Annotated in this window: 21 protein-coding genes; 15 read left to right on the forward strand and 6 right to left on the reverse strand. The window is 37.8% G+C overall.

What is annotated here, in order from left to right:
- The first annotated feature begins 33 nt into the window (after window positions 1-33).
- The 12 genes from AC4IFE_RS13675 (at window position 34) to AC4IFE_RS13730 (ending at window position 14,242) form a co-directional block, all read left to right on the forward strand.
- On the forward strand, window positions 34-543 hold the full coding sequence (locus tag AC4IFE_RS13675; RefSeq protein WP_040996940.1) for an NADH-quinone oxidoreductase subunit NuoE family protein: 510 nt from the start codon (window positions 34-36) through the stop codon (window positions 541-543).
- Window positions 544-555: 12 nt separating this feature from the next.
- Window positions 556-1,914, forward strand: a complete 1,359-nt coding sequence (nuoF, locus tag AC4IFE_RS13680; protein ID WP_111960061.1) for an NADH-quinone oxidoreductase subunit NuoF — start codon at window positions 556-558, stop codon at window positions 1,912-1,914.
- A gap of 7 nt (window positions 1,915-1,921) precedes the next feature.
- On the forward strand, window positions 1,922-2,800 hold the full coding sequence (locus AC4IFE_RS13685; RefSeq protein ID WP_490757721.1) for a hypothetical protein: 879 nt from the start codon (window positions 1,922-1,924) through the stop codon (window positions 2,798-2,800).
- 43 nt (window positions 2,801-2,843) lie between these two features.
- The gene (locus AC4IFE_RS13690; protein ID WP_490757722.1) at window positions 2,844-3,842 is read left to right on the forward strand and encodes an NADH-quinone oxidoreductase subunit G; all 999 of its coding nucleotides are present in this window, start codon (window positions 2,844-2,846) and stop codon (window positions 3,840-3,842) included.
- Between the two features lie 80 nt (window positions 3,843-3,922).
- Window positions 3,923-4,987 (forward strand): NADH-quinone oxidoreductase subunit NuoH, encoded by a 1,065-nt coding sequence (gene nuoH / locus AC4IFE_RS13695; RefSeq protein WP_490757723.1) that lies wholly within the window; start codon window positions 3,923-3,925, stop codon window positions 4,985-4,987.
- Window positions 4,988-5,099: 112 nt separating this feature from the next.
- Window positions 5,100-5,657 carry a NuoI/complex I 23 kDa subunit family protein gene (locus AC4IFE_RS13700; RefSeq protein ID WP_116012812.1) on the forward strand — a complete coding sequence of 186 codons (558 nt, stop codon included), beginning with the start codon at window positions 5,100-5,102 and terminating at the stop codon, window positions 5,655-5,657.
- The gene (locus AC4IFE_RS13705) at window positions 5,657-6,154 is read left to right on the forward strand and encodes an NADH-quinone oxidoreductase subunit J family protein (RefSeq protein ID WP_116012811.1); all 498 of its coding nucleotides are present in this window, start codon (window positions 5,657-5,659) and stop codon (window positions 6,152-6,154) included. Before AC4IFE_RS13700 ends, AC4IFE_RS13705 begins: the two co-directional genes overlap by 1 nt.
- Before the next feature lie 4 nt (window positions 6,155-6,158).
- On the forward strand, window positions 6,159-6,488 hold the full coding sequence (gene nuoK, locus AC4IFE_RS13710; protein WP_099765818.1) for an NADH-quinone oxidoreductase subunit NuoK: 330 nt from the start codon (window positions 6,159-6,161) through the stop codon (window positions 6,486-6,488).
- Between the two features lie 3 nt (window positions 6,489-6,491).
- On the forward strand, window positions 6,492-8,405 hold the full coding sequence (gene nuoL, locus AC4IFE_RS13715; protein WP_490757724.1) for an NADH-quinone oxidoreductase subunit L: 1,914 nt from the start codon (window positions 6,492-6,494) through the stop codon (window positions 8,403-8,405).
- A complete protein-coding gene (locus AC4IFE_RS13720; protein WP_490757725.1) occupies window positions 8,405-9,898 on the forward strand; it encodes a complex I subunit 4 family protein in 1,494 nt (497 codons plus the stop codon). Before nuoL ends, AC4IFE_RS13720 begins: the two co-directional genes overlap by 1 nt.
- 160 nt (window positions 9,899-10,058) lie before the next feature.
- Window positions 10,059-11,444, forward strand: coding sequence for an NADH-quinone oxidoreductase subunit N (locus tag AC4IFE_RS13725; RefSeq protein WP_490757726.1), 1,386 nt, complete (start codon window positions 10,059-10,061; stop codon window positions 11,442-11,444).
- A gap of 497 nt (window positions 11,445-11,941) precedes the next feature.
- Entirely contained in the window at window positions 11,942-14,242 is a 2,301-nt protein-coding gene (locus tag AC4IFE_RS13730; protein ID WP_490757727.1) for a GAF domain-containing protein, read from the forward strand.
- A 64-nt stretch (window positions 14,243-14,306) separates the two neighbouring features.
- Here AC4IFE_RS13730 and AC4IFE_RS13735 read toward each other — a convergent pair whose 3' ends face one another.
- Genes AC4IFE_RS13735 through AC4IFE_RS13745 form a run of 3 tightly spaced genes read right to left on the reverse strand, consistent with a single transcriptional unit; the run spans window position 14,307 to window position 16,926 of the window.
- Complete coding sequence (locus AC4IFE_RS13735) at window positions 14,307-14,876, reverse strand: DUF6705 family protein (RefSeq protein WP_490757728.1); 570 nt, start codon at window positions 14,874-14,876, stop codon at window positions 14,307-14,309.
- The gene (locus tag AC4IFE_RS13740) at window positions 14,876-15,442 is read right to left on the reverse strand and encodes a DUF6705 family protein (RefSeq protein WP_490757729.1); all 567 of its coding nucleotides are present in this window, start codon (window positions 15,440-15,442) and stop codon (window positions 14,876-14,878) included. Before AC4IFE_RS13740 ends, AC4IFE_RS13735 begins: the two co-directional genes overlap by 1 nt.
- Window positions 15,443-15,453: 11 nt before the next feature.
- On the reverse strand, window positions 15,454-16,926 hold the full coding sequence (locus AC4IFE_RS13745; protein ID WP_490757730.1) for a hypothetical protein: 1,473 nt from the start codon (window positions 16,924-16,926) through the stop codon (window positions 15,454-15,456).
- A gap of 116 nt (window positions 16,927-17,042) precedes the next feature.
- Between AC4IFE_RS13745 and AC4IFE_RS13750 the strand changes: the two genes are divergently transcribed.
- On the forward strand, window positions 17,043-17,270 hold the full coding sequence (locus AC4IFE_RS13750) for a helix-turn-helix domain-containing protein (protein WP_490757731.1): 228 nt from the start codon (window positions 17,043-17,045) through the stop codon (window positions 17,268-17,270).
- A gap of 3 nt (window positions 17,271-17,273) precedes the next feature.
- On the opposite strand, the gene AC4IFE_RS13755 is transcribed toward AC4IFE_RS13750, so the two are convergent.
- Window positions 17,274-18,197 (reverse strand): bestrophin family protein, encoded by a 924-nt coding sequence (locus tag AC4IFE_RS13755; protein ID WP_490757732.1) that lies wholly within the window; start codon window positions 18,195-18,197, stop codon window positions 17,274-17,276.
- A 15-nt stretch (window positions 18,198-18,212) separates the two neighbouring features.
- Entirely contained in the window at window positions 18,213-19,382 is a 1,170-nt protein-coding gene (locus AC4IFE_RS13760) for a Pycsar system effector family protein (protein ID WP_490757733.1), read from the reverse strand.
- Window positions 19,383-19,408: 26 nt separating this feature from the next.
- On the opposite strand from AC4IFE_RS13760, the gene AC4IFE_RS13765 reads away from it, so the two are divergent.
- Window positions 19,409-23,122, forward strand: coding sequence for a metallophosphoesterase (locus tag AC4IFE_RS13765; protein WP_490757734.1), 3,714 nt, complete (start codon window positions 19,409-19,411; stop codon window positions 23,120-23,122).
- A 282-nt stretch (window positions 23,123-23,404) separates the two neighbouring features.
- Window positions 23,405-24,124, forward strand: a complete 720-nt coding sequence (locus AC4IFE_RS13770; protein ID WP_490757735.1) for a hypothetical protein — start codon at window positions 23,405-23,407, stop codon at window positions 24,122-24,124.
- Window positions 24,125-24,155: 31 nt separating this feature from the next.
- On the opposite strand, the gene AC4IFE_RS13775 is transcribed toward AC4IFE_RS13770, so the two are convergent.
- Window positions 24,156-25,040: a hypothetical protein gene (locus AC4IFE_RS13775; RefSeq protein WP_490757736.1), complete on the reverse strand. Its 885-nt coding sequence runs from the start codon at window positions 25,038-25,040 to the stop codon at window positions 24,156-24,158.
- Window positions 25,041-25,101: the final 61 nt, after the last annotated feature.

The following is a 25,101-nucleotide window of genomic DNA, read 5'->3' on the forward strand; positions in this document are numbered from 1 at the left end:
AAATTTATAATCTAAAATCTAAAATCTTTAAATATGAGCGAAACAATAGCTTTTAAACCGGAAAGTTTAGAACAGGTACACAAAATTATCGCAAGATATCCTGAGGGAAGACAAAAGTCTGCTCTTCTTCCTGTACTTCACTTAGCACAGAAAGAATTCGGAGGATGGTTAGACGTTCCTGTAATGGATTATGTTGCTGAATTATTAAGTATTAAGCCAATTGAAGTATATGAGGTAGCTACTTTTTATACCATGTTCAATATGAAGCCGGTTGGTAAATATGTTTTGGAAGTATGCAGAACAGGACCTTGCATGGTGTGCGGAAGCGAAAAAATCCTTGACCACATCAGAACCAAACTGAATATTAAAGACGGAGAAACTACCGAAGACGGTATGTTTACCCTGAAGCCTGCTGAATGTCTTGGAGCCTGCGGATACGCACCAATGATGCAGTTGGGGAAATTCTTTCATGAAAATTTAACGATAGAAAAAGTAGACGAAATCCTTGATCTTTGCAGACAGGGACAGGTTGCTTTAGATTAATTAAAATATACGATGAGTAAAAAACTTTTACTTAAAGATGCACATATAGAAGGCATTCGCTACTTTGAAACTTACCGTAAACAGGGAGGTTACACCGCTGCAGAAAAAGCCTTGAAAATGACCCCTGACGAAATTCTTGAAGAAGTAAAAGCTTCAGGACTTCGTGGACGTGGTGGAGCAGGATTCCCGACAGGAATGAAATGGAGCTTTCTGGCAAAACCGGAAGGAGTACCAAGACACCTGGTCGTGAATGCTGATGAATCTGAACCGGGAACTTTCAAAGACAGATATCTGATGGAGTTTCTTCCTCATTTACTGATCGAAGGTATGCTTATATCCTCTTACTGTTTAGGGTCAAACGTTTCTTATATCTATATCCGTGGAGAATACTCATGGATTCCTGATATTTTAGAAGAAGCAATTGAAGAAGCCAAAGCAGCAGGATTTTTAGGTAAAAATATTTTAGGAACCGGATTCGACTGTGAAATTTATGTTCAGAGAGGTGGTGGAGCTTATATCTGTGGTGAAGAAACTGCATTGCTTGAATCCCTTGAAGGTAAAAGAGGAAACCCAAGATTAAAACCACCATTCCCGGCTGTAAAAGGACTTTGGGAAAGACCAACGGTGGTAAATAACGTAGAATCTATCGCAGCTATCGTTCCAATCATTGATATTACAGGAGCCGAATATGCTAAAATCGGGGTTGGAAGATCTACAGGAACGAAATTAATTTCTGCCTGCGGAAACATCAACAAGCCCGGAGTTTACGAAATCGATATGACGATTACTGTTGAAGAATTCATCTATTCTGATGAATACTGCGGTGGTATTAAAGACGGAAAAAGACTAAAAGCCTGTATTCCGGGAGGAAGCTCTGTTCCTATTGTTCCAGCTAATTTATTACTGAGAACTGTAAACGGAGAACCAAGATACATGAACTATGAATCATTGGCTGACGGCGGTTTTGCTACCGGAACCATGATGGGTTCAGGAGGTTTCATCGTTTTGGATGAAGACCAGTGTATCGTGGAGCACACCATGACTTTAGCGAGATTTTATAATCACGAAAGTTGTGGACAATGTACCCCTTGTCGTGAAGGAACGGGATGGATGTACAAAATCCTGAAAAAAATTGAAAAAGGAGAAGGAAAAATGGAAGACATTGACCTTCTTTGGGATATACAGAGAAAAATAGAAGGAAATACTATTTGTCCATTGGGTGATGCAGCAGCTTGGCCGGTTGCAGCAGCGATCCGCCATTTCAGAGATGAATTTGAATGGCATATTAAAAACCCGGAACTGTCTCAAACACAAAATTATGGATTGGCAAATTATGCAGATCCAATTCCGGCTGTTGAAAAAAATGCATAACTAAAAGATGAAGAAGTTATTGGTTGTCGGCTTAATGATGTCGGGATTTGCTTTTGGGCAAATAAAACAGGATACATTAGACAAAGAATATAAACTGGAGGTAGCTCCAAAGAAAGAGAAGAGGCAGAAACCTAATCCTTTGAGCAAGAAAGGTCAGGTCTTTGTTTTTTACGGATGGAACAGAGGAGCTTTCAGTAATTCTGATATCCATTTTACCGGAAACGGATATGATTTTCAGTTGAATAATGTACAGGCAAGAGATAAACCTACCAAGTTCGGAATCGTATATATTGATCCAAGCTGGTTTACCGTAACGCAGTACAATTTCAGAATCGGATATTTTATAAAAGATAATTTAGCCCTTGTTCTAGGAATAGATCATATGAAATATGTAATGAAACAGGACCAGACGGTTGATTTTTCAGGAACAATTTCAGATCCTAAATATGCAGCGATGGTGCATAACGGACAGGTGAATTTAGCAGATACTGAGTTCCTTACTTTCGAGCACACAGACGGACTTAATTATGAAAATTTAGGTCTTGAGAAATATAAAAATCTTATTCATAAGAAAAATATAGATTTAATATGGTCTTACGGAGCAGGAATCGGGGTTATGTTTCCTAAAAGTAATGTAAGGCTTTTTGGAAATGAAAGAAGTGACCGTTTTCACGTTGCAGGAATGGGAACCGATCTCAGATCCAGCCTTAACCTGGTTTTCTGGAAAAACTGGATGATCAGAGCAGAAGCAAAAGCCGGATATATCAATATGTGGGATATTAAAACTACATTGAATAACAAACCGGATAAAGCCCGTCAGGATTTTGTTTTCGGACAGGTCCTTGCAGGAGTCGGGTATACATTTAACACGAAGAAGTATAATTAAAATATAGCTTAACGCCTTAAAAGCATAAGCGAAAGCATAGAATATGAGCGAAGAGGTTAAAAAATTCAAAATAACTATAGACGGACAGACTACCGAAGTTTTGCCTGGGACTTCTATTTTGGAAGCTGCCAGACAAATTGGTGGAAAATCTGTACCTCCTGCAATGTGCTACTACAGCAAATTGGAAACCAGCGGAGGGAGATGTAGAACTTGCTTGGTCGAAGTTTCGAAAGGATCCGAAGCAGATCCGCGTCCTATGCCTAAATTAGTTGCAAGTTGCAGAACTAACGTAATGGACGGTATGGAAGTGAAGAATCTTTCTTCCGAAAAAGCTCAGGAAGGCAGAAAAGCCGTTACCGAATTCCTATTGGTAAACCATCCTCTGGATTGCCCTATCTGCGACCAGGCCGGTGAATGTCACCTACAGGATCTTGGGTACGAGCACGGAAACCTTGAGACAAGAACCGAATTTGAAAGAAATACTTACGAAGCAGACGATCTTGGTCCGAATATCAAGCTGAATATGAACCGTTGTATTCTTTGTGCAAGATGTGTATTGGCAGCCAACCAGTTAACTGGTGAAAGAGAACACGGAATTCTTTTCAGAGGAGATCACGCTGAAATTTCTACCTATTTAAATAAAGCTTTGGATAACGACTTCATCGGAAACATTATTGATGTTTGCCCGGTTGGAGCCTTAACAGACAGAACTTCCCGTTTTGCAAGCAGAGTTTGGTTCACAAAACCGATGAATGCTTCTTGTAAATGTGATAAATGTTCAGGAAAAGCTGTAGTTTGGATGAAAGGTGATGAAATTGTAAGAGTTACTGCCAGAAAAGACCAGTGGGGTGAAGTAGAAGAATTTATCTGCGATACCTGCCGTTTCGAAAGAAAAGAACTTTCTGACTGGAATATCGAAGGCCCTAGACATATCGACAGACACTCGGTAATTTCATTGAACCACTACGAAAAACCTAAGGATGAGCTGAGAGTATTAGATAATCCTATGGCGAAAGAAATCAGTGAAAAAGACGAAAAATAATAATAAATTATAAATTTTAAATTATAGATTATGAAGTCATTTAAAATCTATAATTTAAAATCTAAAATCTAAAATTCAGAATGGATTTACTAACATTTAAAATTATACTTGTACTGGCGCTTTTCCTGTTATCTCTTACGATAGCAGCCTACTCTACCTGGGCAGAAAGAAAAGTTGCATCTATCATGCAGGATAGAATTGGTCCCAACAGAGCAGGACCTTTCGGATTGCTGCAGCCTCTTGCCGACGGTGGAAAGTTTTTCTTTAAGGAAGATTTTACCCCTGCCAATGCTGAAAAGTTTCTTTTCGTATTAGGGCCGGCTTTGGTTATGTTTATTTCATTAATTACAGGAGCGGTTATCCCTTGGGGTAAAACCTTGAATTTTGGTGGAATTTCTTACGATTTACAAGTAGCAAATATCGATGTTGGTGTACTTTTCATCATCGGAATGGCTTCCATCGGCGTATACGGAATCATGATCGGAGGATGGGCTTCGAATAACAAATATTCATTATTAGGTGCTATCCGTGCTTCTTCCCAAATGATCTCTTACGAGCTGGCAATGGGATTAGCATTACTTTCTATCATTATGATGACGGGAAGTTTGGATTTAAAAGAAATTACAGAAAGCCAGACTACAGGAAAACTTTGGGGAGTTATTCCCTGGGTTTCCGGTTTAAACTGGAACATTTTCTACCAGCCGATTGCTTTCCTTGTATTCTTTGTAGCTGCCCTGGCAGAAACCAACAGACACCCTTTCGATTTACCTGAATGCGAATCTGAATTAGTAACAGGATATTCTACGGAATATTCTTCCATGAAACTGGGATTATATATGTTCGGCGAATATGTGAACATGTTTATCTCCAATGCTTTCATGGTTGTTCTTTTCTTCGGTGGTTACAACTATCCCGGAATCGAATGGGTAACTCAGAACTGGGGTGAAAACGCTGCAGGAATATTGAGTATCGTAGCATTCTTAACGAAAACGGTAATCGGAATTCTGATCTTCATGTGGATCAGATGGACGCTTCCAAGATTTAGATATGACCAACTGATGCACTTAGGATGGAAAACTTTGATCCCGATGGCATTAGTAAACCTATTGATTACAGGTGCTGTAATTTTAGCATTTGCCAACTAGAATAATTTGAAAATGAGATGATGTGATGATGTGATAATATGGTGATGCGGGAAATAAAAACCCACTTCCATCTTCTAACATCTAACGTCTAACATCTAACATCTATAATTAAATGAAACTTACAAACAGATCAAAAGTTGTTTCCAAAAAAGAAATGACCCTTGCTGAAAAAATCTACCTTCCTGCTATTTTTACAGGGATGGGGATTACATTTAAGCATGCTGTAAGAACCGTGATAAAAGGTGCTCCCGCAGTATATTCATATCCGGAAGTACAGAAACCGAGAACTACCATCTGGAGAGGTCAGCACGTTCTGAAAAGAGACGAAGAAGGCAGGGAAAGATGTACGGCTTGCGGACTTTGTGCTGTAGCCTGTCCTGCAGAAGCCATTACCATGACGGCTGCGGAAAGAACAAAAGAGGAAAAAGGTCTTTACAGAGAAGAAAAATATGCTTCTGTATATGAAATCAATATGCTGAGATGTATTTTCTGCGGGATGTGTGAAGAAGCCTGTCCGAAATCTGCTATTTATCTTACAGACAGATTGGTGGATGTAGAAACCAACAGAGGCTCTTTCATCTATGGAAAAGATAAATTGGTTGAAAAAATAAATGAAAGGATTGATATTACGACAAGACAGTCCGAGAAACAAAAAAATGCGGTAAAATAATGGATCAGTTTTTATTTTTCTTGGTGGCGTTTTTAGCAGTAGCTAGTGCAGTATATTTTGTATTTGCAAGAAATCCTCTCTATGCTATTCTGTCATTAATTGTTACGATGTTTTCAATTGCCGGAATGTACATTCTTCTGAATGCCCAGTTCCTTGCGATCATTCAGATTATAGTATATGCCGGAGCCATCATGGTATTATTCCTTTATATCCTGATGATGCTTAACCTTAATAAGCAAGACGAAAGTAAGAAGAACAATACTTTAAAATTTGTTGGAGTTTTTACAGCCGGTCTTCTGTTAATTGGAATTTTAGGGGTATTCAGAGGCGTTCAGGACAATCACATTGTTGTTGAGAATGTAGATAAGGGTGTAGGTCTTACGAAAAATCTGGGCAGACTTTTGTTTAATCAATATGTTTTACCGTTTGAGCTTGCTTCTATCCTGATTTTGGCAGGTATTGTAGGTGCGGTATTAATCGGTAAAAAAGATTTATAAAATTATGGGAGAAGTAAATACATTTATACAAAGCGTCCCTCTTAACTATTTCATCATACTTTCTTCAGTATTGTTTTCTCTAGGAGTATTGGGAGTATTGTTAAGAAAAAACGCTATTGTTATTTTGGGCTGTGTAGAGCTTATGCTGAATTCTGTAAACCTTTTATTGGCTGCTTTTTCAGCGTATAAAGGAAACGGAGACGGACAGCTTTTAGTTTTCTTCATTATGGTGGTAGCCGCCGCTGAAGTAGCGGTAGGTCTGGCAATTATTGCTATGCTGTATAGAAATACCCGTTCTGTGGATGTTAGTATATTTAATAAATTAAGAGGATAAGGAATGGAAAATTTAGTGTATGCAATAGTACTTTTACCACTATTAGGGTTTCTTATTAACGGTTTATTCGGGAAAAATCTTCCAAAAATATTTGTAGGCTCTCTGGCTACAGCTGTGGTTTTCGGATCATTCTGTATCGCAGTAAGTCTTTTCATGAAATTTGATTCTGAAAGTCAGCCGATCATTGTAAAAGCATTTGAGTGGTTCACCGTAAACGGGGTTCAGATCAATTTCGGATTCCAGATCGATCAGCTTTCTTTAATGATGGTCATGATCATCACAGGGATCGGTTCATTGATCCATTTATACTCTATCGGATATATGAGCCACGATAAAGGTTTCTATAAGTTCTTTACTTATCTGAATCTTTTCATCTTCTCCATGCTACTTTTAGTGATGGGAAGCAACTACCTGATCCTGTTTATCGGATGGGAAGGTGTAGGTCTTTGTTCTTATCTGTTAATCGGATTCTGGTATACCAATGAAGAATACGGTAAAGCAGCAAGAAAAGCGTTCATCATGAACAGAATTGGTGACCTTGCCTTACTGATCGGAATTTTTATGATCGCTGCTCAGACTAATGCGGTGGATTATCTTACAGTAGCACAGAACTCTTCAAAATTTGAATTAGACGGAACAGTAATTATCTTTATTACAGCCAGTTTATTTATCGGAGCTACCGGTAAATCTGCTCAGGTTCCTTTATATACATGGTTACCGGATGCGATGGCCGGACCTACTCCAGTATCAGCGTTGATCCACGCGGCAACAATGGTAACGGCAGGTATCTATTTGGTGGTAAGATCAAACTTCTTATTTACTTTGGCACCTACGGTTCAGGGAGGAATTTTATTCATCGGATTTTTAACAGCTGCTTTGGCTGGATTCTATGCACTCCGTCAGAACGACATCAAAAAAGTATTGGCCTACTCTACCGTTTCACAGCTTGGATTCATGTTCATTGCTTTAGGATTGGGAGCTTATACGACAGCGATGTTCCACGTAATGACCCATGCATTCTTCAAAGCTTTATTATTCTTAGGTGCCGGTTCTGTAATCCACGCAATGAGCAACGAGCAGGATATGCGTTTCATGGGAGGTCTGAAAAAATATATCCCTATCACACACGCTACTTTCCTTATCGGAACATTGGCCATCTCAGGTTTCCCTCTATTATCAGGGATGATCTCAAAAGACGAAATTTTAGTAGCAGCATTCGCTAAAAACCCTGTTTACTGGGTTATCTTATTTGCTTTAGCGGCCATGACTGCAACCTATATGTTCAGACTGTACTATCTTACATTCCACGGAGAGTTCAGAGGTACTGAAGATCAGAAGCACCATTTACACGAAAGCCCGTCTAATATGACCCTTCCGTTGATCGTTCTGGCTATCCTTTCTGTGCTTGGAGGTTTTATTAACCTTCCTCACTTCATCGGACACGGTCATTATGCAAAATTAATGGAATGGCTGAAACCTGTTCTTACCGAGCAGAGCTACAAGCAGATGGAAGCTACCCTTTCGGGAGTTCCGTTTGGGACTGAAATGATCTTATTGGGGGCTACAGTGCTGATGTTCTTCTCCGTATGGTTTATCGTGAAAAATACCTACGTGAAAAAGAAAAAAATGGCTCTGGCAGAAGAAAGCTATACCGGATGGGAAAAACTTTCTGCTAAGAAATTATATGTAGACGAACTTTACAATGCATTGATTGTAAAAACTGTTGAAGGATTAGGACGCGGAGGAAAGATGTTCGATAAGGGGATCTTAGACCGTTTTGTAGACTTCGTAGGCGAAGGCGCTGAAGACAGCGGAAAAGCGATGAAGCGTATCCAGAACGGGAATGTAGAGACTTATATTCTTATCATGTCTTTAGCAGTGGGAATTATACTGATTGTTAACTTTATATTACAATAATGTCTGGTTTATTATTAACATTATTACTATTACCTCTAGTAGGTTCGGGATTAGTTTTTGCATGGAAAAATAAATCCAGCAAATATTTGGCGCTAGGAATAGCTTTGATCCAAATGCTTATTACTTTCTACATCACAGCGGATTTTAATTTTAATCCAACGGTAGACAGTGTACTGCAGCACGAGATCAATTATCCCTGGTCACAATTTATCAAAAGCTCACTGCATTTCGGTATTGACGGAATGAGTCTGCTTCTATTATTGCTGACCAATATTTTAACGCCAATCATTATTTTATCTTCTTTCAACGAAAATGTAAGCTACAGAAATACATTCTACGGCCTGATCCTGCTGATGCAATTCGGTCTTGTTGGAGTATTCACTTCTTTAGACGGACTGTTGTTCTACATTTTCTGGGAAGTAACCCTGATTCCGATCTGGTTCATTGCCGGACTTTGGGGCCAGGAAAATAAAAGATTTGAATTCACTACGAAATTCTTCGTTTATACATTCGTTGGGTCATTATTTATGTTAGCCGGATTGATTTATGTGTACAACAACTCTGCATCATTCGCTTTAACAGATTTATATAACGCTCAGCTTAATGAAACACAACAGACGGTGGTATTCTGGTTTATCTTCTTTGCATTTGCAGTGAAATTGCCGGTATTCCCTTTCCATACGTGGCAGCCGGATACGTATACCTACTCTCCTACTCAGGGATCCATGCTTTTATCAGGGATCATGCTGAAGATGGCGGTGTACGGTGTTATCCGTTATTTACTTCCGATCACTCCGCTTCCTATTGCAGGAATCTCAGGACAGATCGTCATTATTCTGGCTATCGTAGGGATTGTTCACGGTGCATTGATCGCGATCATCCAGAGCGATATGAAGAGAATCATTGCGTATTCTTCTTTCTCTCACGTAGGATTAATGGTGGCGGGTATTTTCTCTTCTGCGGTGATCACTTTAAGAGGAACATTCAATATTGAAGGAGCTGAAGGAGCATTGGTACAGACTTTTGCCCACGGTATCAACGTAGTGGGATTATTCTACTGCTGTGATATCTTATACAAGAGATTTAAATCAAGAGACATCAGACAAATGGGAGGGTTAGCGAAAGTGGCGCCGAAATTTGCCGTGCTGTTTCTTATTATTATATTAGGTTCAATGGGAGTTCCATTGACTAATGGATTTATCGGAGAATTTATTTTGCTGAAATCGGTATATGATTTCAACGGTTTGGCTGCAGTAATTGCTGGTCTTACGGTAATTTTTGCTGCTGTGTATCTATTGAGATTCTACGGAAAAGCAATGTTCGGACAGGGAAATGATGCAGTATTAAGTACCGCAAAAGACTTATCTGCAGTAGAGTTTTCTGTATTGGCAAGTATAGCGGTTTTTGTGATCGTATTTGGTATCTTCCCACAACCGATAATCAATATGGTGAATAGCTCGCTGACGTTTATTTACACAGCAATGGCCAGCTAAAAATTAAAAGATTTAAAAATTAAAAAATTAAGAGATTAGAGAAGAGTAAGAAGAAAGGAGACAAGGAGATTAGAGACGGGAGATTATTCCACTGGGCTTTAAACTCTGAACCTTAAACTTTAAACTCTCAACTTAAAATCTCACATCTCAAATCTATATTATGAGTGTTTTAATTATTGTTTTCCTAACTGCAGTTATTGCGTTATTTTCAGGAGTTTTTGAACAGGGAAAATTCGCAAGATACATTGGGATTTTAGGATTGATCGTCGCTTTATATGTAAGCTTTTTACCTGAATGTGCTTTCTTCGAAAAGTACAGACACATGTATGAATATACTGCAAATACAGCGTTATTCACCAAAATATCTATTGTAACAACCTTATTGTTATTCTTTCTGGGAGGTTTTGCGTTCAGCAACCACAGAAGCCACCAGTCGGAATTATATGCACTGATGCTTTTTGCATTATGCGGAGGAATCATTCTTTTTGGATTCCAGAATATGGTAACCCTTTTCTTGGGAGTAGAAATTCTTTCCATTCCGCTGTATGTAATGGCCGGTGCCAACAAAACAGATTTAAGATCAAATGAAGCTTCGATCAAGTATTTCCTGATGGGTGCATTTGCGACAGGTTTCTTGCTGTTTGGGATTGCATTTATTTATGGAAGTACCGGAAGTTTTGATTTATATAAGATCCAGGATTTCGGAGTGAAAAACCCTAAAGACGTTATGTTTATTTTAGGAGTTCTTCTTATTCTTTGTGCGCTGGCATTCAAAGTAGCATTGGCACCTTTCCACATGTGGAGTCCTGATGTATATTATGGAGCCCCTTCACTCATTACTGCATTTATGGCCAGTGTGGTAAAAATCTCAGGATTCTTTGCTTTATTCAGATTAATGACTATCGGATTTGGAGGCGTTACTGAAGAATGGATCAATGTGTTTGGCGTATTCCTGATCATCACATTGCTTTTAGCCAACGTTATGGGTCTTGCCCAGACCAATGCAAAAAGGATGCTCGCCTACTCCTCTGTTTCCCACGCAGGATATATCGGATTGGTTTTCTTCGGAATGACAAGTCTTTCTACTTATAATTTAGCGTTCTATTTATTTGCTTATGCCTTATCAACGGTAGGAGTTTTCATGTGTCTGATTTATGTTGAAAAATTAAAAAGAGAAACTTCCTTCGGGGCTTTCAAAGGATTGGCAAAATCTGAACCTCTATTGGCTACAGTTGCGGCGATATCTATGCTTTCAATGGCAGGAGTTCCGCTAACAGCCGGTTTCATGGGGAAATTTGCTTTATTCTCCCAGGCAATGAATTCAACGCACGGGGTTTTCTTAGTATTGGTAGCTGTATTAGGTTCTGCAGTATCTATTGCATACTATTTAAGACTGATCATTTCAATGTTCTTCTTCAAAGAAACAACATTCAAATCTTCAGAAAAAGTAACCCTTACTTACAATATTGTAGCCGTATTTGTAATTGCATCAATTATCATATTAGGAATTTTCCCTGATCTGTTTGCTAGACAGTTCGGATTGTAAGATCCCAATATCAAAATATACAAAGCACAACTTTTCGGTTGTGCTTTTTTTGTGGCTATAACAAGAGATATTAAAGTCTAATAGATTTTTAATGCAAAGTTCTATTTTAAAAACCGCTCAATTTAAGGAAAGCAAAGAGGTATGACAAGCCGCTGATTAAGCTGCTGGATAAAACATGTACTTCATCAAATCAATCAAAGATTGATTCCTTCTTTGCAACCTAAAAATATAAAGTATCAAGATAAAACTTTGCGTTAAAGATAAAATATGAACAATAATTTTTTATCTTAAAAATATACTCTCAGCTTTCACCCTCATATTTTTTCGCAAAACTGCAGAATTTTTCAAAAAAGAAAAGAAGTAACAAATAATGCTGTATCAATATTCGGATTTTGTTTAAGAAAAATACGCAAAGCTGTTATAAATATGGTTTTCATCCATTTACAGTGTACTTGAAAGTGGTGTTTTTTTCATAACTTTACTTTAAATTACAGCTCTTGGCTAATCTTTACAAAAAAGACGCTCCATTTCAGGTTCTCATATCATTCAAAAAATATTTGGATGTACTGGAACATATCCGTTACAACGACCGCTTGGAGTACAGGGTTAATTATGCCCAATCTTTAATTGAAAGAACAAAAAAATTTCCTGAGCTAAGAGACGGATTCCTGGATGAAGCCCTTCTCGAAAAACATGAAGACCTCATCAGGCAGCTTCTTGCAGACCTCTTCCCTACCGGTCTTACACACAATGAAATCAAAGCCGCCAGTGTTCCGCTTTCCAAAACTACTTTCAACTATACCGAAAGATTTAAAGGTATACTTAAAGATGCCGGAAAGGATTTTGAAATAGAGCTGAGGAATATCGGGGACGATGAATTTTATGTCTTCTGCTGCTGCCTTATCCTTCAGAGTTACTTCAAAAGAGACATCAAAAGTACCATGCCTCTTTATTATGATATCCCAAACAAACTGGGAATCATGAAACATTACAAAATTACAGTCAATTCAGATTTTACAGAGGTTTATCCCACTGAGGAGGCAAAAATCCCAACGGATGATGTGCTGGATATGCTGCTTGAAAATCTGGACGATTTTAAACTCTGGAAAAAATATTTCCCTTCAAAATCATGGGTGTTAAAAGGCTTCACTATTGTTTCCCTGGTAGACTGCACTTCTGAAGTGGCCCTTTCCGATCTTAAGTCCAGTATGATAGAAATTGATCCGGAGGATTTGAGCCCGGATGAAAATCTTGTTGAAATTTTCAAGTCATATTTTGATGTCCCGGAGCTTAATTTCGGGCTCATGCTTTTCGACAAGAAAGATCAGAAACTTGGCAGGCTTCCTATCTACGAAAATGTTTTCACCCATCATGTCCTGGATTTCTGGATCAATGCATTTGATGAGGAAACCCGGAAAAATACTTTTACCAATTTAAATCATAATTCCAAACCGATTGTCATTTCGAATGTGGACAATCTGGATGACAGCATCAAAGAACTTCCTTCTTTCAGTATTTTAAGGGACAACAATATCAACAGCTTCATGGTGATTCCGATCATGAAGGATAACGAGCTTCTGGCTATTATGGAATTTACATCTCCGCAAGCCAACAGTTTCAACGGTTTAAAACTGAAAAAAATGGAGTTTTTCACCGATATGATCCTGTTCTCCCTGAACAGATTCAGCTTTGAAAAAAACTACCAGATAGAAGCCATTATCCAGCGTGAATACACCTCTATCCACGACAGTGTAGTATGGAAATTCAGGAACGAAGCCGAAAAATATTTCAATGCTTCACTGGGAAAAAAAATGTACACACTGAAACAGATCTCCTTCAAAAACCTGACACCACTGTTCGGGTTCTCGGATATCCGTTCCTCTTCAGAGAAACGCTTTAATCTGATGCTTGAAGACCTCAACCAGCAGCTTGAAAGCCTTCATGATATTTTCACGCTCATCAATTCCGATTCAGAAAAATACCTTCTGGCTCTTGATGTTTTTGAAAATGAACTGAACAACGAAATCAAGGCTGATACGGAACAGCGTCTTCAGAGACTTTTGAGAGAGGAAGTCCACCCCTATCTGCAGGGGAAACTGGAACTGAAAACCGACAGGGAAATAAAAAATAAAATCAAAGATTATTTTACACAGGTTTTTGCTCAAACCGATCTGTTCTATGCCAACAGAAAAAATTTAGATGATTCCATAACGCTGGTCAACAGAAAACTTGCCGACATGCTGGATGAGAGCCAGGTGAAAGCCCAGCAGATCTTCCCGCATTATTATGAGAGGTTTAAATCTGATGGTGTAGAGCACAATCTGTATATCGGGCATAATATTGCTCCGGATCTCAGCTATACATCCAAAGTGGTCCACAAATTAAGATACTGGCAGCTGAAGACGATATGCAGTATGGAACGCGAATTCCAGACTTTCAAAAAAAGCCTGCCGATACAGCTTGATATCGCCTCATTGCTTTTTGTCTATAATGAAAAGATAGATATCCGCTTCAGGATGGATGAAAAACGTTTTGATGTAGACGGTGCCTACAATTCGTATTATGAAATTGTAAAAAAACGACTGGATAAAGCCCACATCAAAGACTCTTCAGAAAGAATTACCTGCCCAGGAAAAATTACCATCGTTTATTTCGGGATGGAAAACCAGAAAGAATACCTGGAATACATCAATAAGCTTCAGAAAAAAGAAATTCTGCAGAATGATATAGAGTTTTTAAAAGTAGAGGATTTGCAGGGAATTACGGGATTGCTGGCATTGAGGGTGTCTTTGGTTTAATCAAACTGCTAATTTTATCGATATTTATCACAATTAAAAAACCGCCTTTCAGCGGTTTATATCATTATTGTTTAGTGAAAATTATATCAGCAGGTTCATATGGCAGATTTATTTTTATACCTCCAGCTGGATAATCTGAACAATTTTTATTTGTAATAACTGTTGATTCTGGTTGGTAATTCCATTTAAAATGAGTGGGATCTATCATTTTTAAGCTTATACCTCCCCAGCCAACTTGACATTTACCCCCTTGATAATAGAGTTTTGCTACTTGTGCTTTCTTGCTATATAATGTTGATATAACTTTATAATCGTTCAAATTTGAACTAATATTATTCTCAATTATATTTCCATTATTATCCTGAATAGAATATTGGACAATTAAAACATCTGAATAATATGATTGAGTCAGTTTTTGTAATGGCTTTTGCAAAACTTTGGTAATTTTCAATGTTACAGTCTTATTATTTAAATTTGACTTCCAAGTTCCCACAAATGAATCATATTCATTATCCAAATCTTTAATATAAGAATTATTAGGGATATTGGAAGTATCTGTTAATAAGGGATATTCTTGCTGTGCTTTACATGAAAACACAGCAAGAATTCCTAAACATATTCCCAAATTTTTCATTACTGTTTAGTGAAAATTATATCAGCAGGTTCATCAGGTAAATTTATTTTAATACCACCAGCAGGGTAATCTGAACAGTTCTTATTAGTAATTACCGTAGATTGAGGCTGATAATTCCATTTTAAATGTGTTGAATCTACATATGTTAAATCAATCATTCCCCATCCTACACCACATTTTCCACCTGTATAACTAAACATAGCCGAATTATTTATTCCAATTCGTGTGCTAACAATATTAATACTTTCATTAGAAGAATTAATTGTGTTTTCTACTATTTGATGATTTATTATAACTTTATATCTAATTAATAAAACATCTCGAAAGAAAGTTTTAGTTATACGATCTGTTGGTCTATTTTCTTGTTTTGTAATATAAAGATAAACCTCTTTGTTTTCTATTAATACTTTCCAGGTTCCAACAAATTTGTTATATTCATTGTTGGTATCTTTTATATAAGAACCATTTGGAATTGTTGTAAAATTCGTATTTAATGGATATTGTTGTGCTTTACAACTAATTGAAAATAATATAATTAATAAGTATAAGAATGTTTTATTTTTCATAATGTTTTGTTTTAACAAGGATTTGGTATTTTAGGACTTCCATCTGGATTAAATTCTATTGTGGAAGTATTCCCACTTTCTTCTTTGATAAGTATTATTTTACCACTTAATCCCATCGTATTAATTAAATAATTAAAAAGTTTTTCTAAACCTTGATTTGATAATTTTCCTTTTGGACTTTTTCCTTCTTCTTCTAATGTCAAATCATTAAAATCTATATAATTTGTAACTAAATTATTGACATATGCTTCTTCCTGTGCTTCAGTCATTTCAGGAGGCAAATCAGATGCCGTTCCTGTAAAATAAATAAAATAAGTTCCACTGGAAGAAACCGTTCCACTGTATGCATTCCCAAGACTGTTAGGATCCTGTTGTCTTACAATATGCAAAAATGTCATGATATCCTGTGGTGCAAGTATACCAATTGTTTTTGGCTGGTGGGTGTGTACGGTACCTAAAGAGTTTGACCCTATCCCAAATTCTAGTAGATTATCTCCATTTACATTTCCTTTTACTAAGCTACCGCTTTTAAACTCCTGAAAACCTCTTTCTGTTTTTTTATTGGTTTGAGCGTAAGCTTTAAAAGAAATAAGAGAATCTTTTATTATTGGCCTGCTAATAAGTGTTTTCACTTTCCCACAGGGTGTTTGTTTTGGAAGTGTCAGGGTGGGTAATGTAGGAGTTCCGTCATTGGTTCCACTTCCCAAGCCACTTGTATCTCCAATACTCACACCTCCTCCGGAGCCATCATCTCCAAGACTGGTATCTGCTGTACAAACTAATGCCACTACCGTAAGGTGCTGGGCCGGGTAACCTCCTTCACTCTGCCAGTTACAGCCTCCCCAGCTGCTTTCATTTCCCTCGTTATGCTCTCCCGTATAGCAGGAAAAGTACATATCTACGGTATTGTAGGAGCAGGACTCTGTACCTCCCATCCCCTTATTGGAAATTCCTCCACTATACGTTCCTGGTGCAAGCTCAATGGCTGTCGTTTTACCTGCTGTTTTCACTCCTTTTCCTGAAACTAAGACGAGCTTTTCCTGAGGTGTAAAATTATAAGTTACCAAAAGTTCTTTATAACCGCCATCGGGTAAAGAAGCCAATACCAGGTTTTCTACAGGCGCATTTTCAGGGGCGTTTTCCCGGATCAGATTGAATGTGTAGGTATGGAAGACAGGTCCATATTCAATGTAGGTTACATGGTCTGTATCAACAGAAACACCATTTGCATAATCAACTGTTTTACCGGATGCATTGGTTTTTATTTTTTGCAGATTGTCCTGTGCTTTTTGCAATTCGGTTTTAAGAACCAATTGGTGTTTGCTCTGTTCTAAACGGATTGTTTTGGAGACAGGTCTGAACTGGCTGCTGTTGTTGTATGCTTCCTGTTCTGTCAGTAATTCATTATTCCTGCAGGAATGCAGCAAAGTGCTGAGGGCTATCAACAAGAATAGCCGGAGAAATAAATTTTTTCTTATAATCATTTGTTTGTTTTAAGTTGTAAATATATATAATTTTCACAAACATATGAATAAATATAAAACTAAAAGTAGGCAAATTTGCTTACCTCTAACTAATTACAAAATCCAAATTTTATCCTGTGAGAAATTTGGATTTCATAAGACTGCAAAATATTGGAAAACGGCTCCAAGAATTGCGTCTACAGAAAAATCTCACGCAAAAGGAGCTTGCTTTTATATTAGACATAGAAATTTCACAGATTACCAGAATAGAAAGAGGCATCATCAATACTTCTGTTCTCAGCCTTATGAGAATTTCTGATGCTCTCGGAATATCAGTGAGTGAATTTTTAAAGGAAATAGAATAACTTTTAATCAATAAAATAAGAATCCGGCTTTTTCAGCTCACCCTGTGGTATTCCTGCCTGTTCGAAAATAGAATATTCAATCGTTCTGCATATGCTGTTCAGGGCAAGATCATTTTCTTCCTCTCCAAACGGCTCACCTATTTCCTGAATAATAGCATCCAGGGCAATAAATGTATAGCTGATCAGCAAAACAATCAAAGGCATCATCCAGCCCAGACTGTCCACCAATCCGAACGGCAGCCAGAAACAGTACAGATAAACCGTACGGTGAAGCAGCACACTGTAAGCAAAAGGCAAAGGCGTATTGTAAATCCTCTCACATCCTCCTGAAATATTGGAAAATTGGTTCAGCTGGTGATCCATAGAAGTCATAACAATCGTATCAATATTTCCTTTCTGCCGCTGTTCATTCAGCCAGTCGGCAATAAAACCGAGAATGATGCTGGGGATAAATTTTTTATCTTTCAAATGTTCCGCATGTTCCGGAGAAAGCAGTCGCGTTAAATGCTCTGTTCCGGACTTGTCTCGCAGCTGATAATTCAGGGACCAGCAGAATGCCGAAACCATTTTGATGATTTTTTCTTTTTCTTCTTTAGCCTCGGGCGAGAAATCATTTACCAATGAAAGGATCTGCCTTGTAAAAGACCTTGTCTCTATCACCAATGATCCCCACAGCTTGCGTCCTTCCCAGAAACGGTCATAGCTTGCTGAATTGCAGAATCCCATGAAGATGGCCAGTGCAAGGCCTATCAGCGTAAAAATAGTAGGATTAAGATGTACTTTATAATCGAAAATTTTTCCTTTAAAAAAATAGATCAGCAGTGAAAATATTAAAATAACACCCAGCTGAACAACAATTTTCTTCAATACGGAACCTCTCCATATAAACAACATTTTCAGCCAATTGGTACGCTGTCTTACAATCATTTGTCTCTGTTTTTATTAAAGCGAAAGAAAAGCATAGGCAAAAGAAAGTACGGAAATAATAATTCCTGCCATAAATATCTTATAAGTTACAGATAAAAGCTTGTATTTCCTGTCAAGAACTTTCCCCAGGAAATAAAGGTCTTTCACCATAGAATCATAAATATAATCCCGGTCCTTGATGAGATCTTTCATTGCATCCTGAAAATCGCCGAATAACATTTGATGAAAGTTTCCAAAAAACAGCAGGTTTACTTTTCTGTCTGCAATATCCTGAGCTGTAAAATTCGTTTTGGTTACATTGGGTTTTGTGGACAAGATCGCAAATATAATGGTGAGTACACTTGAAGTAAGCAATACAAAGCTAGGAATGATAAGGTGCGCATTCTTTGGGGTATCCAGTTTGGGAACCAGTACAGAAAGACAGACTGAAATGATGATGGCATTTACGGAAAGAAGAATATTTGCTTTACTGTCAGCAATATCGCTCAGCCTTGTATGATTATTCAGCGTTACTCTGAACAACGTGTCTACGCTGCGGTCAGATTTGGGCTCTTTCGGTTCTTTCTTATTATCTGCATTTTCTTTTTTATCCTCTTCTTTTTCGAGCTTTTTTTCTATTTTCTTGATGTTTTTCTTTTTCAGAGGTTCCCAGTTTTCCTTTGCATAATCTGTGTAATAATGATGCTTATTTTTAAGCATTTCAAGATTTCCGGCGTTCCACTCGTCGTTGGAGAAACATTTTACATTGGTAAGTTCCCATTCTTTTCTGAGCGCATCGGAAATATCATTGTAATCATGGCTAGCAAAATGGCTGCAGTCCGCATCTTTTACAATCTTTTCCAGAAGGTTTTGCGGCTCATAGGTGATTTTAGTAGCCAGAATCAATTGAGAAACATCATGAATAAAGTTTTCAGGATAATTTTCCTGCTTCAGAAAATCAGTAAGGATGGCTACTCCTTTTTCTTCATGATTCTGTGCACATTCTATGTAACCCGTATCATGGAACCACAGTGCCAGAAGCACCTTCTCCTGATCCTCTTTGGAAACAGGCATATTTCGCATGATCTCTTCGGCCTTATTTACCGTATAGGTCGTGTGAATAAAATTATGATAAAAGTATACGGAAGATAACTTATCTTTGAATAAGATTTCTACATAATCTTTAGCTTTGTGTAAAATATTCATCCCTGAATTTTTGTTAATGTAAATTTATGAATTTATCCTTTAAAACTCATTTAAAAAAAACTTCTATTGCCTTTCGGACAGTATTATCTGCAGGAGTTCTCTATTCGTGCGCAACATATAACGTAAAAAAGGGTAAAAACTTATTTGAAATAAACAATTCTGATGTAAAATCTGAAAATGATTTTAAAATTTTCCTGATCGGGGATGCCGGAAATGCAGATGAGCCTCAGGCACAGAACACCTTAAACTTACTGAAAAGCAAACTGGATTCGGCAGACAGCAATTCCATGCTGATCTTTCTGGGTGACAATATCTATCCCAACGGATTGCCTGAAGAATCTGACAAAGCGTATGCATTGGCCAAGCAAAAACTGGAAAACCAGCTTGCCATTACCAAAAATTTCAAAGGTAAAACTCTGGTTATTCCGGGAAATCATGACTGGAACAGTGGTCTGGACGGGCTAAAAGCACAGGAAGATCTTGTGAAAGCCTACTTCAACGACAAAAAAGCTTTTCTTCCTAAAAATTCCTGTGGAATTGATGATATCAGTTTATCGAAAGATATTAAACTTATCGTCATCGATACCGAATGGGCATTGGTCAACTGGGATCAATATCCCGGAATCAATAAAAACTGTACAATCAAAACACGTGAGGATTTCTTCACAGAGTTTAAAGATCTCGTTAACAAAAACCAGGATAAAAAGATCATTGTTGCCCTGCACCATCCTGTGATCAGCAGCGGAACCCATGCGGGATTCAATTCTGCAAAATCACATCTTTATCCATTGAAAAGTAAGATTCCCGTACCGGTTGTTTCAAGTGTGATCAATATTTTGAGAAGTTCTTCAGGAGCAAGTTTGGAAGATATTAACAACCAGCACTATGCAGATCTGGCCAACCGGTTAAAGAGCATTGTTCAGGATAAGGAAAATATTATTTTTGTTTCCGGACATGATCATAATCTGCAGTATCATGAAGAAAGGAATATCAGGCAGATTATCAGCGGCGCAGGTTCTAAAACGGATCCTGCCACTATTGCTGAAAAAACCGATTTCTCTTACGGAGGAAGTGGGTTCGCCATTCTGAATATCAGAAAAGACCAGAGCACAGATGTTGAATATTTTTCGACAAAAGATAACAGCATTAAAAAACTTACCCATATTTCTGTGATCTCAAAACCGGATGTTTTTGTGAATAATTATCCCAAAGATTTTCCGGCCACAGCCACTTCAAGCATTTATCCTGTGAAGCTGACCCAAAAAGGACCTGTTTACCGTTGGTTATGGGGCGAGCATTACCGGAAATATTATGGAATTCCAATTGAGGCGCCTACGGCAGATCTTGCTTCTCTGAATGGCAGCTTTACCCCTTTCAGAGAAGGCGGAGGCAATCAATCGAACAGCTTAAGGCTGAAAGCGGCAGACGGACAGGAATTTGTGATGAGAGGAGTGAAAAAAAGTGCCGTCCGTTTTCTGAATAATATGGCTTTTAAGAAAAGTACTTTCGGGAATGAGCTGAATAACACATTTCCTGAAAAGTTTCTGCTCGATTTTTATACGACCAATCATCCGTTCACCCCTTTTTCAGTAGGAAATATGGCTGATAAGCTCGGCATCTTTCATAGTAATCCGAAATTATATTACATCCCGAAGCAATATGCCTTAGGAGAATATAACAAAAATTATGGCGATGAAATGTACATGATTGAAGAGCGCTTCTCTTCTGATCCTAAAACGCTGGCTTCGCTGGACAATGCTAAAGATATTGTTTCTACAGATGATGTTCTGAAAAATTTCACCAAAAATTATAAATATTCCGTAGACCGCGAATCGTACATAAGAGCAAGAATCTTTGATATGCTGATCGGTGACTGGGACAGGCATTCGGACCAGTGGAAATGGGCGGAATACCAGGATGGAGACAATGTTGTTTACAAACCGATCCCGAAGGACAGGGATCAGGCTTTCAGTCGTTATGACGGTGCTGCTTTCAAGCTTATTATGAATGTTCCGGCTATCCGCCATATGAAGACCTTTAAGGAGGAAATCAAAAATGTAAAGTGGATCAATATGGAACCGTATCCGCTGGACCTTATCTTTTTAAAAGGAGCTTCACAGGAAGAATGGACTGCACAGGCAAAATATATCCAGGAACATCTTACTGATGCGGATATTGACGATGCATTCAGCAATCTTCCTAAAGAAGTAAAAGATGAGACCATTGCTGATATCCAGCGTAAATTAAAAATCAGAAAAACAAAGCTGCAGGATTATGCTGCCCAGTATTATGATGTGCTGCAGGAAAAGGTTCCTCTTGCAGGGACGGTGAATCCTGATAAGTTCGTTATTACAAAAACAGCCCACTCCATCAATGTAAAGCAGTATAAATTAGATAAAAACAAAGAAAATCCAGAATTGGTTTTTGAAAAAACGTACGAAGATTCTAAAACAAAGGAGCTCTGGATCTATGGCCTTGAAGATGATGATATTTATGAAGTATCAGGGGAAGGAAGACCTAAAACGAATATCAGGCTGATTGGCGGTTACAACCATGATGTTTACCATATTGCAGACGGAAAAAGTGTGAAGATTTATGATTTTAAAAGTCAGAAAAACACTTATAATGGTTCCGGAACCAAAAATATTTCTGATGATTACGATATCAACACCTACAATTACAAGCATCCGAAATATAATTTCTTTGCCGGCTATCCTAATGCAGATTACAACCCGGATGACGGTGTGATCCTGGGTGTTCTGGCTAATTATACGGTCAATAATTTCATCCGCGATCCTTATACCCAAAAGCATAGTCTTAAGGTTAATTTTTATACAGCAACCGGAGGTTTTAATGCCGCCTACAAAGGAATTTTCAAAAAAGCAATATCCGGATGGGATTTCAATCTTGATGCAGCTTATACGACTCCCCGGTTTTCTGAAAATTTCTTCGGACTGTCCAATGAGAGTAAATACGATAAAGAAAATGCAGAAAGAGAATACAACAGGGCAAGAATTTCCAAGTTCAATTTTGCTCCTTCTATCTCTAAAAAGAGCTGGATGAATCTTCAGCATCAGTTCCAACTGACGTTTGAAGATAATAAGGTACAGAGAAACGGCGACCGTTTTGTAGATCAGTCACCTGACGTGAGACCTGAGGTTTTTAAAAGCCAGCAGTTTGCAGGGGCCAATTATACCTTCAGCTTCAAAAATCTTGATAATAATGCCTTTCCTACTTTAGGGCTGGAATTACTGATGAATGCAGACTGGAAAACCAATCTCTCTGATACCAACAAAAATTTCTTTACCCTGAATGGCACACTGACGATAGACCACAGACTTGACAAAAGAGGAAATTTCGTTTTTGCGAATTCCAGCAATGCCATGTGGATCAGCAATAATAATTTCGAATTCTACCAGGCAGCAAGCATAGGTGGCAACAATGGAATGAGGGCTTTCCGGAACGACAGGTTTTCAGGTAAATCCTATTTCACCAACAATTCTGAGATCCGCTGGGATTTTGGAAGGGTAAGAAACAATATTATTCCTGCGAATATGGGGGTTCTGATCGGGTATGACCTTGGACGTGTCTGGAATGACGGCGAGGATTCTAAAAAGTGGCATCAGTCTGTAGGAGCAGGATTCTGGTTAAGCGTTGTAGAAATGTTTTCCGCAAGACTGAATTATTTCTATGGCTCTGACGGAGGAAGGATTTCTGCAGGAGTAGGAATGACTTTTTAATCTAATTCATTTTCTTATTTACAATTTAAAAGTCTGTATTTTATTATACAGAAAAGTTGATTTATGTATTAATTTAATATAAAATAAATTTTTTAATCTTCGTTTTCTATTTGTATATCATTACATATAAATTAAATACAATCAGAAAAACTAATTCATATTTTTTCCTGCTTTAAAAAAGCACATCCATAGGGTTATATGCTTATGTATCCTTTAAAAACTCTATGTTTTTAAAAGAATTTATATTTGCTTTAAATTATTTCAACAAAAAAAACTTATTGGATGAAAAAAACGCTATCATACATGGCACTATTTGCTGTGTCCTTACACGTACAAGCACAAGTCGGTATCGAAACACCAACACCACAAAATACATTGCATGTTAACGGAAGCCTTCAGGTGGTAAAAGATTTAAATGTGGGCGGTGATGCCAAAACCAAAGGAAGTTCAGGAAACCGGGGTGAAGTCCTGATGTCCAATGGGGCTGGAAATGCTCCTTCATGGGGCACTATTGAATCCCAGAACTTTTTAAAGGTCGTATTTGTCGGCAATAAAACGGATATCAATCCCAGCTCGGGAAGCTATACCGGTACCGGCAGCAACCCGATAAGTACCCACGAGAGCTACACGAAAAGTTATGTTTATAATGTAAGTAATAAAATAGACAATGCGTATCTGAAATACAACTCAAGCACGGGAGTATTTACTGTCATAAAGCCCGGATATTACAACATAGTTCCTTACATCACGTATGATCTCAGCTTAAATGGCAACGGGTATACGGCAGGAACAGCAAAGTCTTCGATTCAAAAAGTTTCTCCTGTTACGGAAACACTGGCATCCACATCTACCGGACATGGTGAACGAACATTAGCGGTGAATCACAATCTGTCTTCAATTACCTATTTTAATACGAACGATACATTTAGGGTGCGCTGCGTCTACACCCAAAATTTCAGATTATCCGCCGGAAACATTCATATTTCTTACCTTACTCCATAAAGAGCTTTTTGAATTTAACCCTTGCAGCTAGCTATTTAGTTTGAGGGTTAAATTCAAATCTATATACATTTCCGCCCGTTTCCTTATCTTTTTCGTCAGCAATCAGAAGTGTTTTATCATCAAGGAAAACAACAGCTTCTTTCTGGGAATTATGATTTAATGATACTTTCTCAATTTTAGCTGTATTAAAATTATCTGCCGTGAATCCGGAAAGTACATGAATATTTTTATGGGTAAGCAGAACTATTTTATCATTGGTAGTGTTGATGGCAGCCGAGGTGATAGCAGCATCGCTATACTTGCCTGCAAGTTTAAGTTTCCCTATCAGTTTGGCTTCAAAATTCCCTTCTTTATTAGGAATCTTGAATACAAGAAAAGTTCCGTCGAAACCTTTGCTTCTGTTTTTGGTGAAAAGATAGAAATTCCCATTCATTTCTATGAAAGCTTCGCAGTCATACAGCCAGTTCGATTTCTTTGGGGGAAATTCAGTTTGGCCTTCATAATGAAATTTTGTAGTCTGAACAGCTTTGGTTGTTTTTTGGGAGGCATCCTTCAAATCCAGCTTTAAAATTGCCAGATTCTGCCTGTTATTGTCATTATTTCCAAAATCCCCGAGGTAAATATTTCCCTGAGCATCTTTTGTAATATCTTCCCAGTCGTTATTCTCTGCATTTTCTACCAGGATATCTGCTGTAAGCTTTCCCTGCCTATCCAGTCCATAAACTACATTTTTATTTCCCTGATCTTCTATCGCCCAAATGATATTTTTATCCTGAGACAGAACGATTCCTGAAACTTCTTTCAATTTTTTAGGTAATGAAAATTCCACCTTCAGTTCATCGGTTTTAGGAGAATCCTGAGCTTTCGGATTACAGCTCCACAATAAAAAAGCAGATAAAGTAAGAATACGCAGCATAGTTATTTTTTTAATCTTTTAAAACTGAAAATACGGGTACCGTATATTTTCTCTAAGGTAT

The organism is Chryseobacterium sp. UF-81, assembly GCF_058245105.1.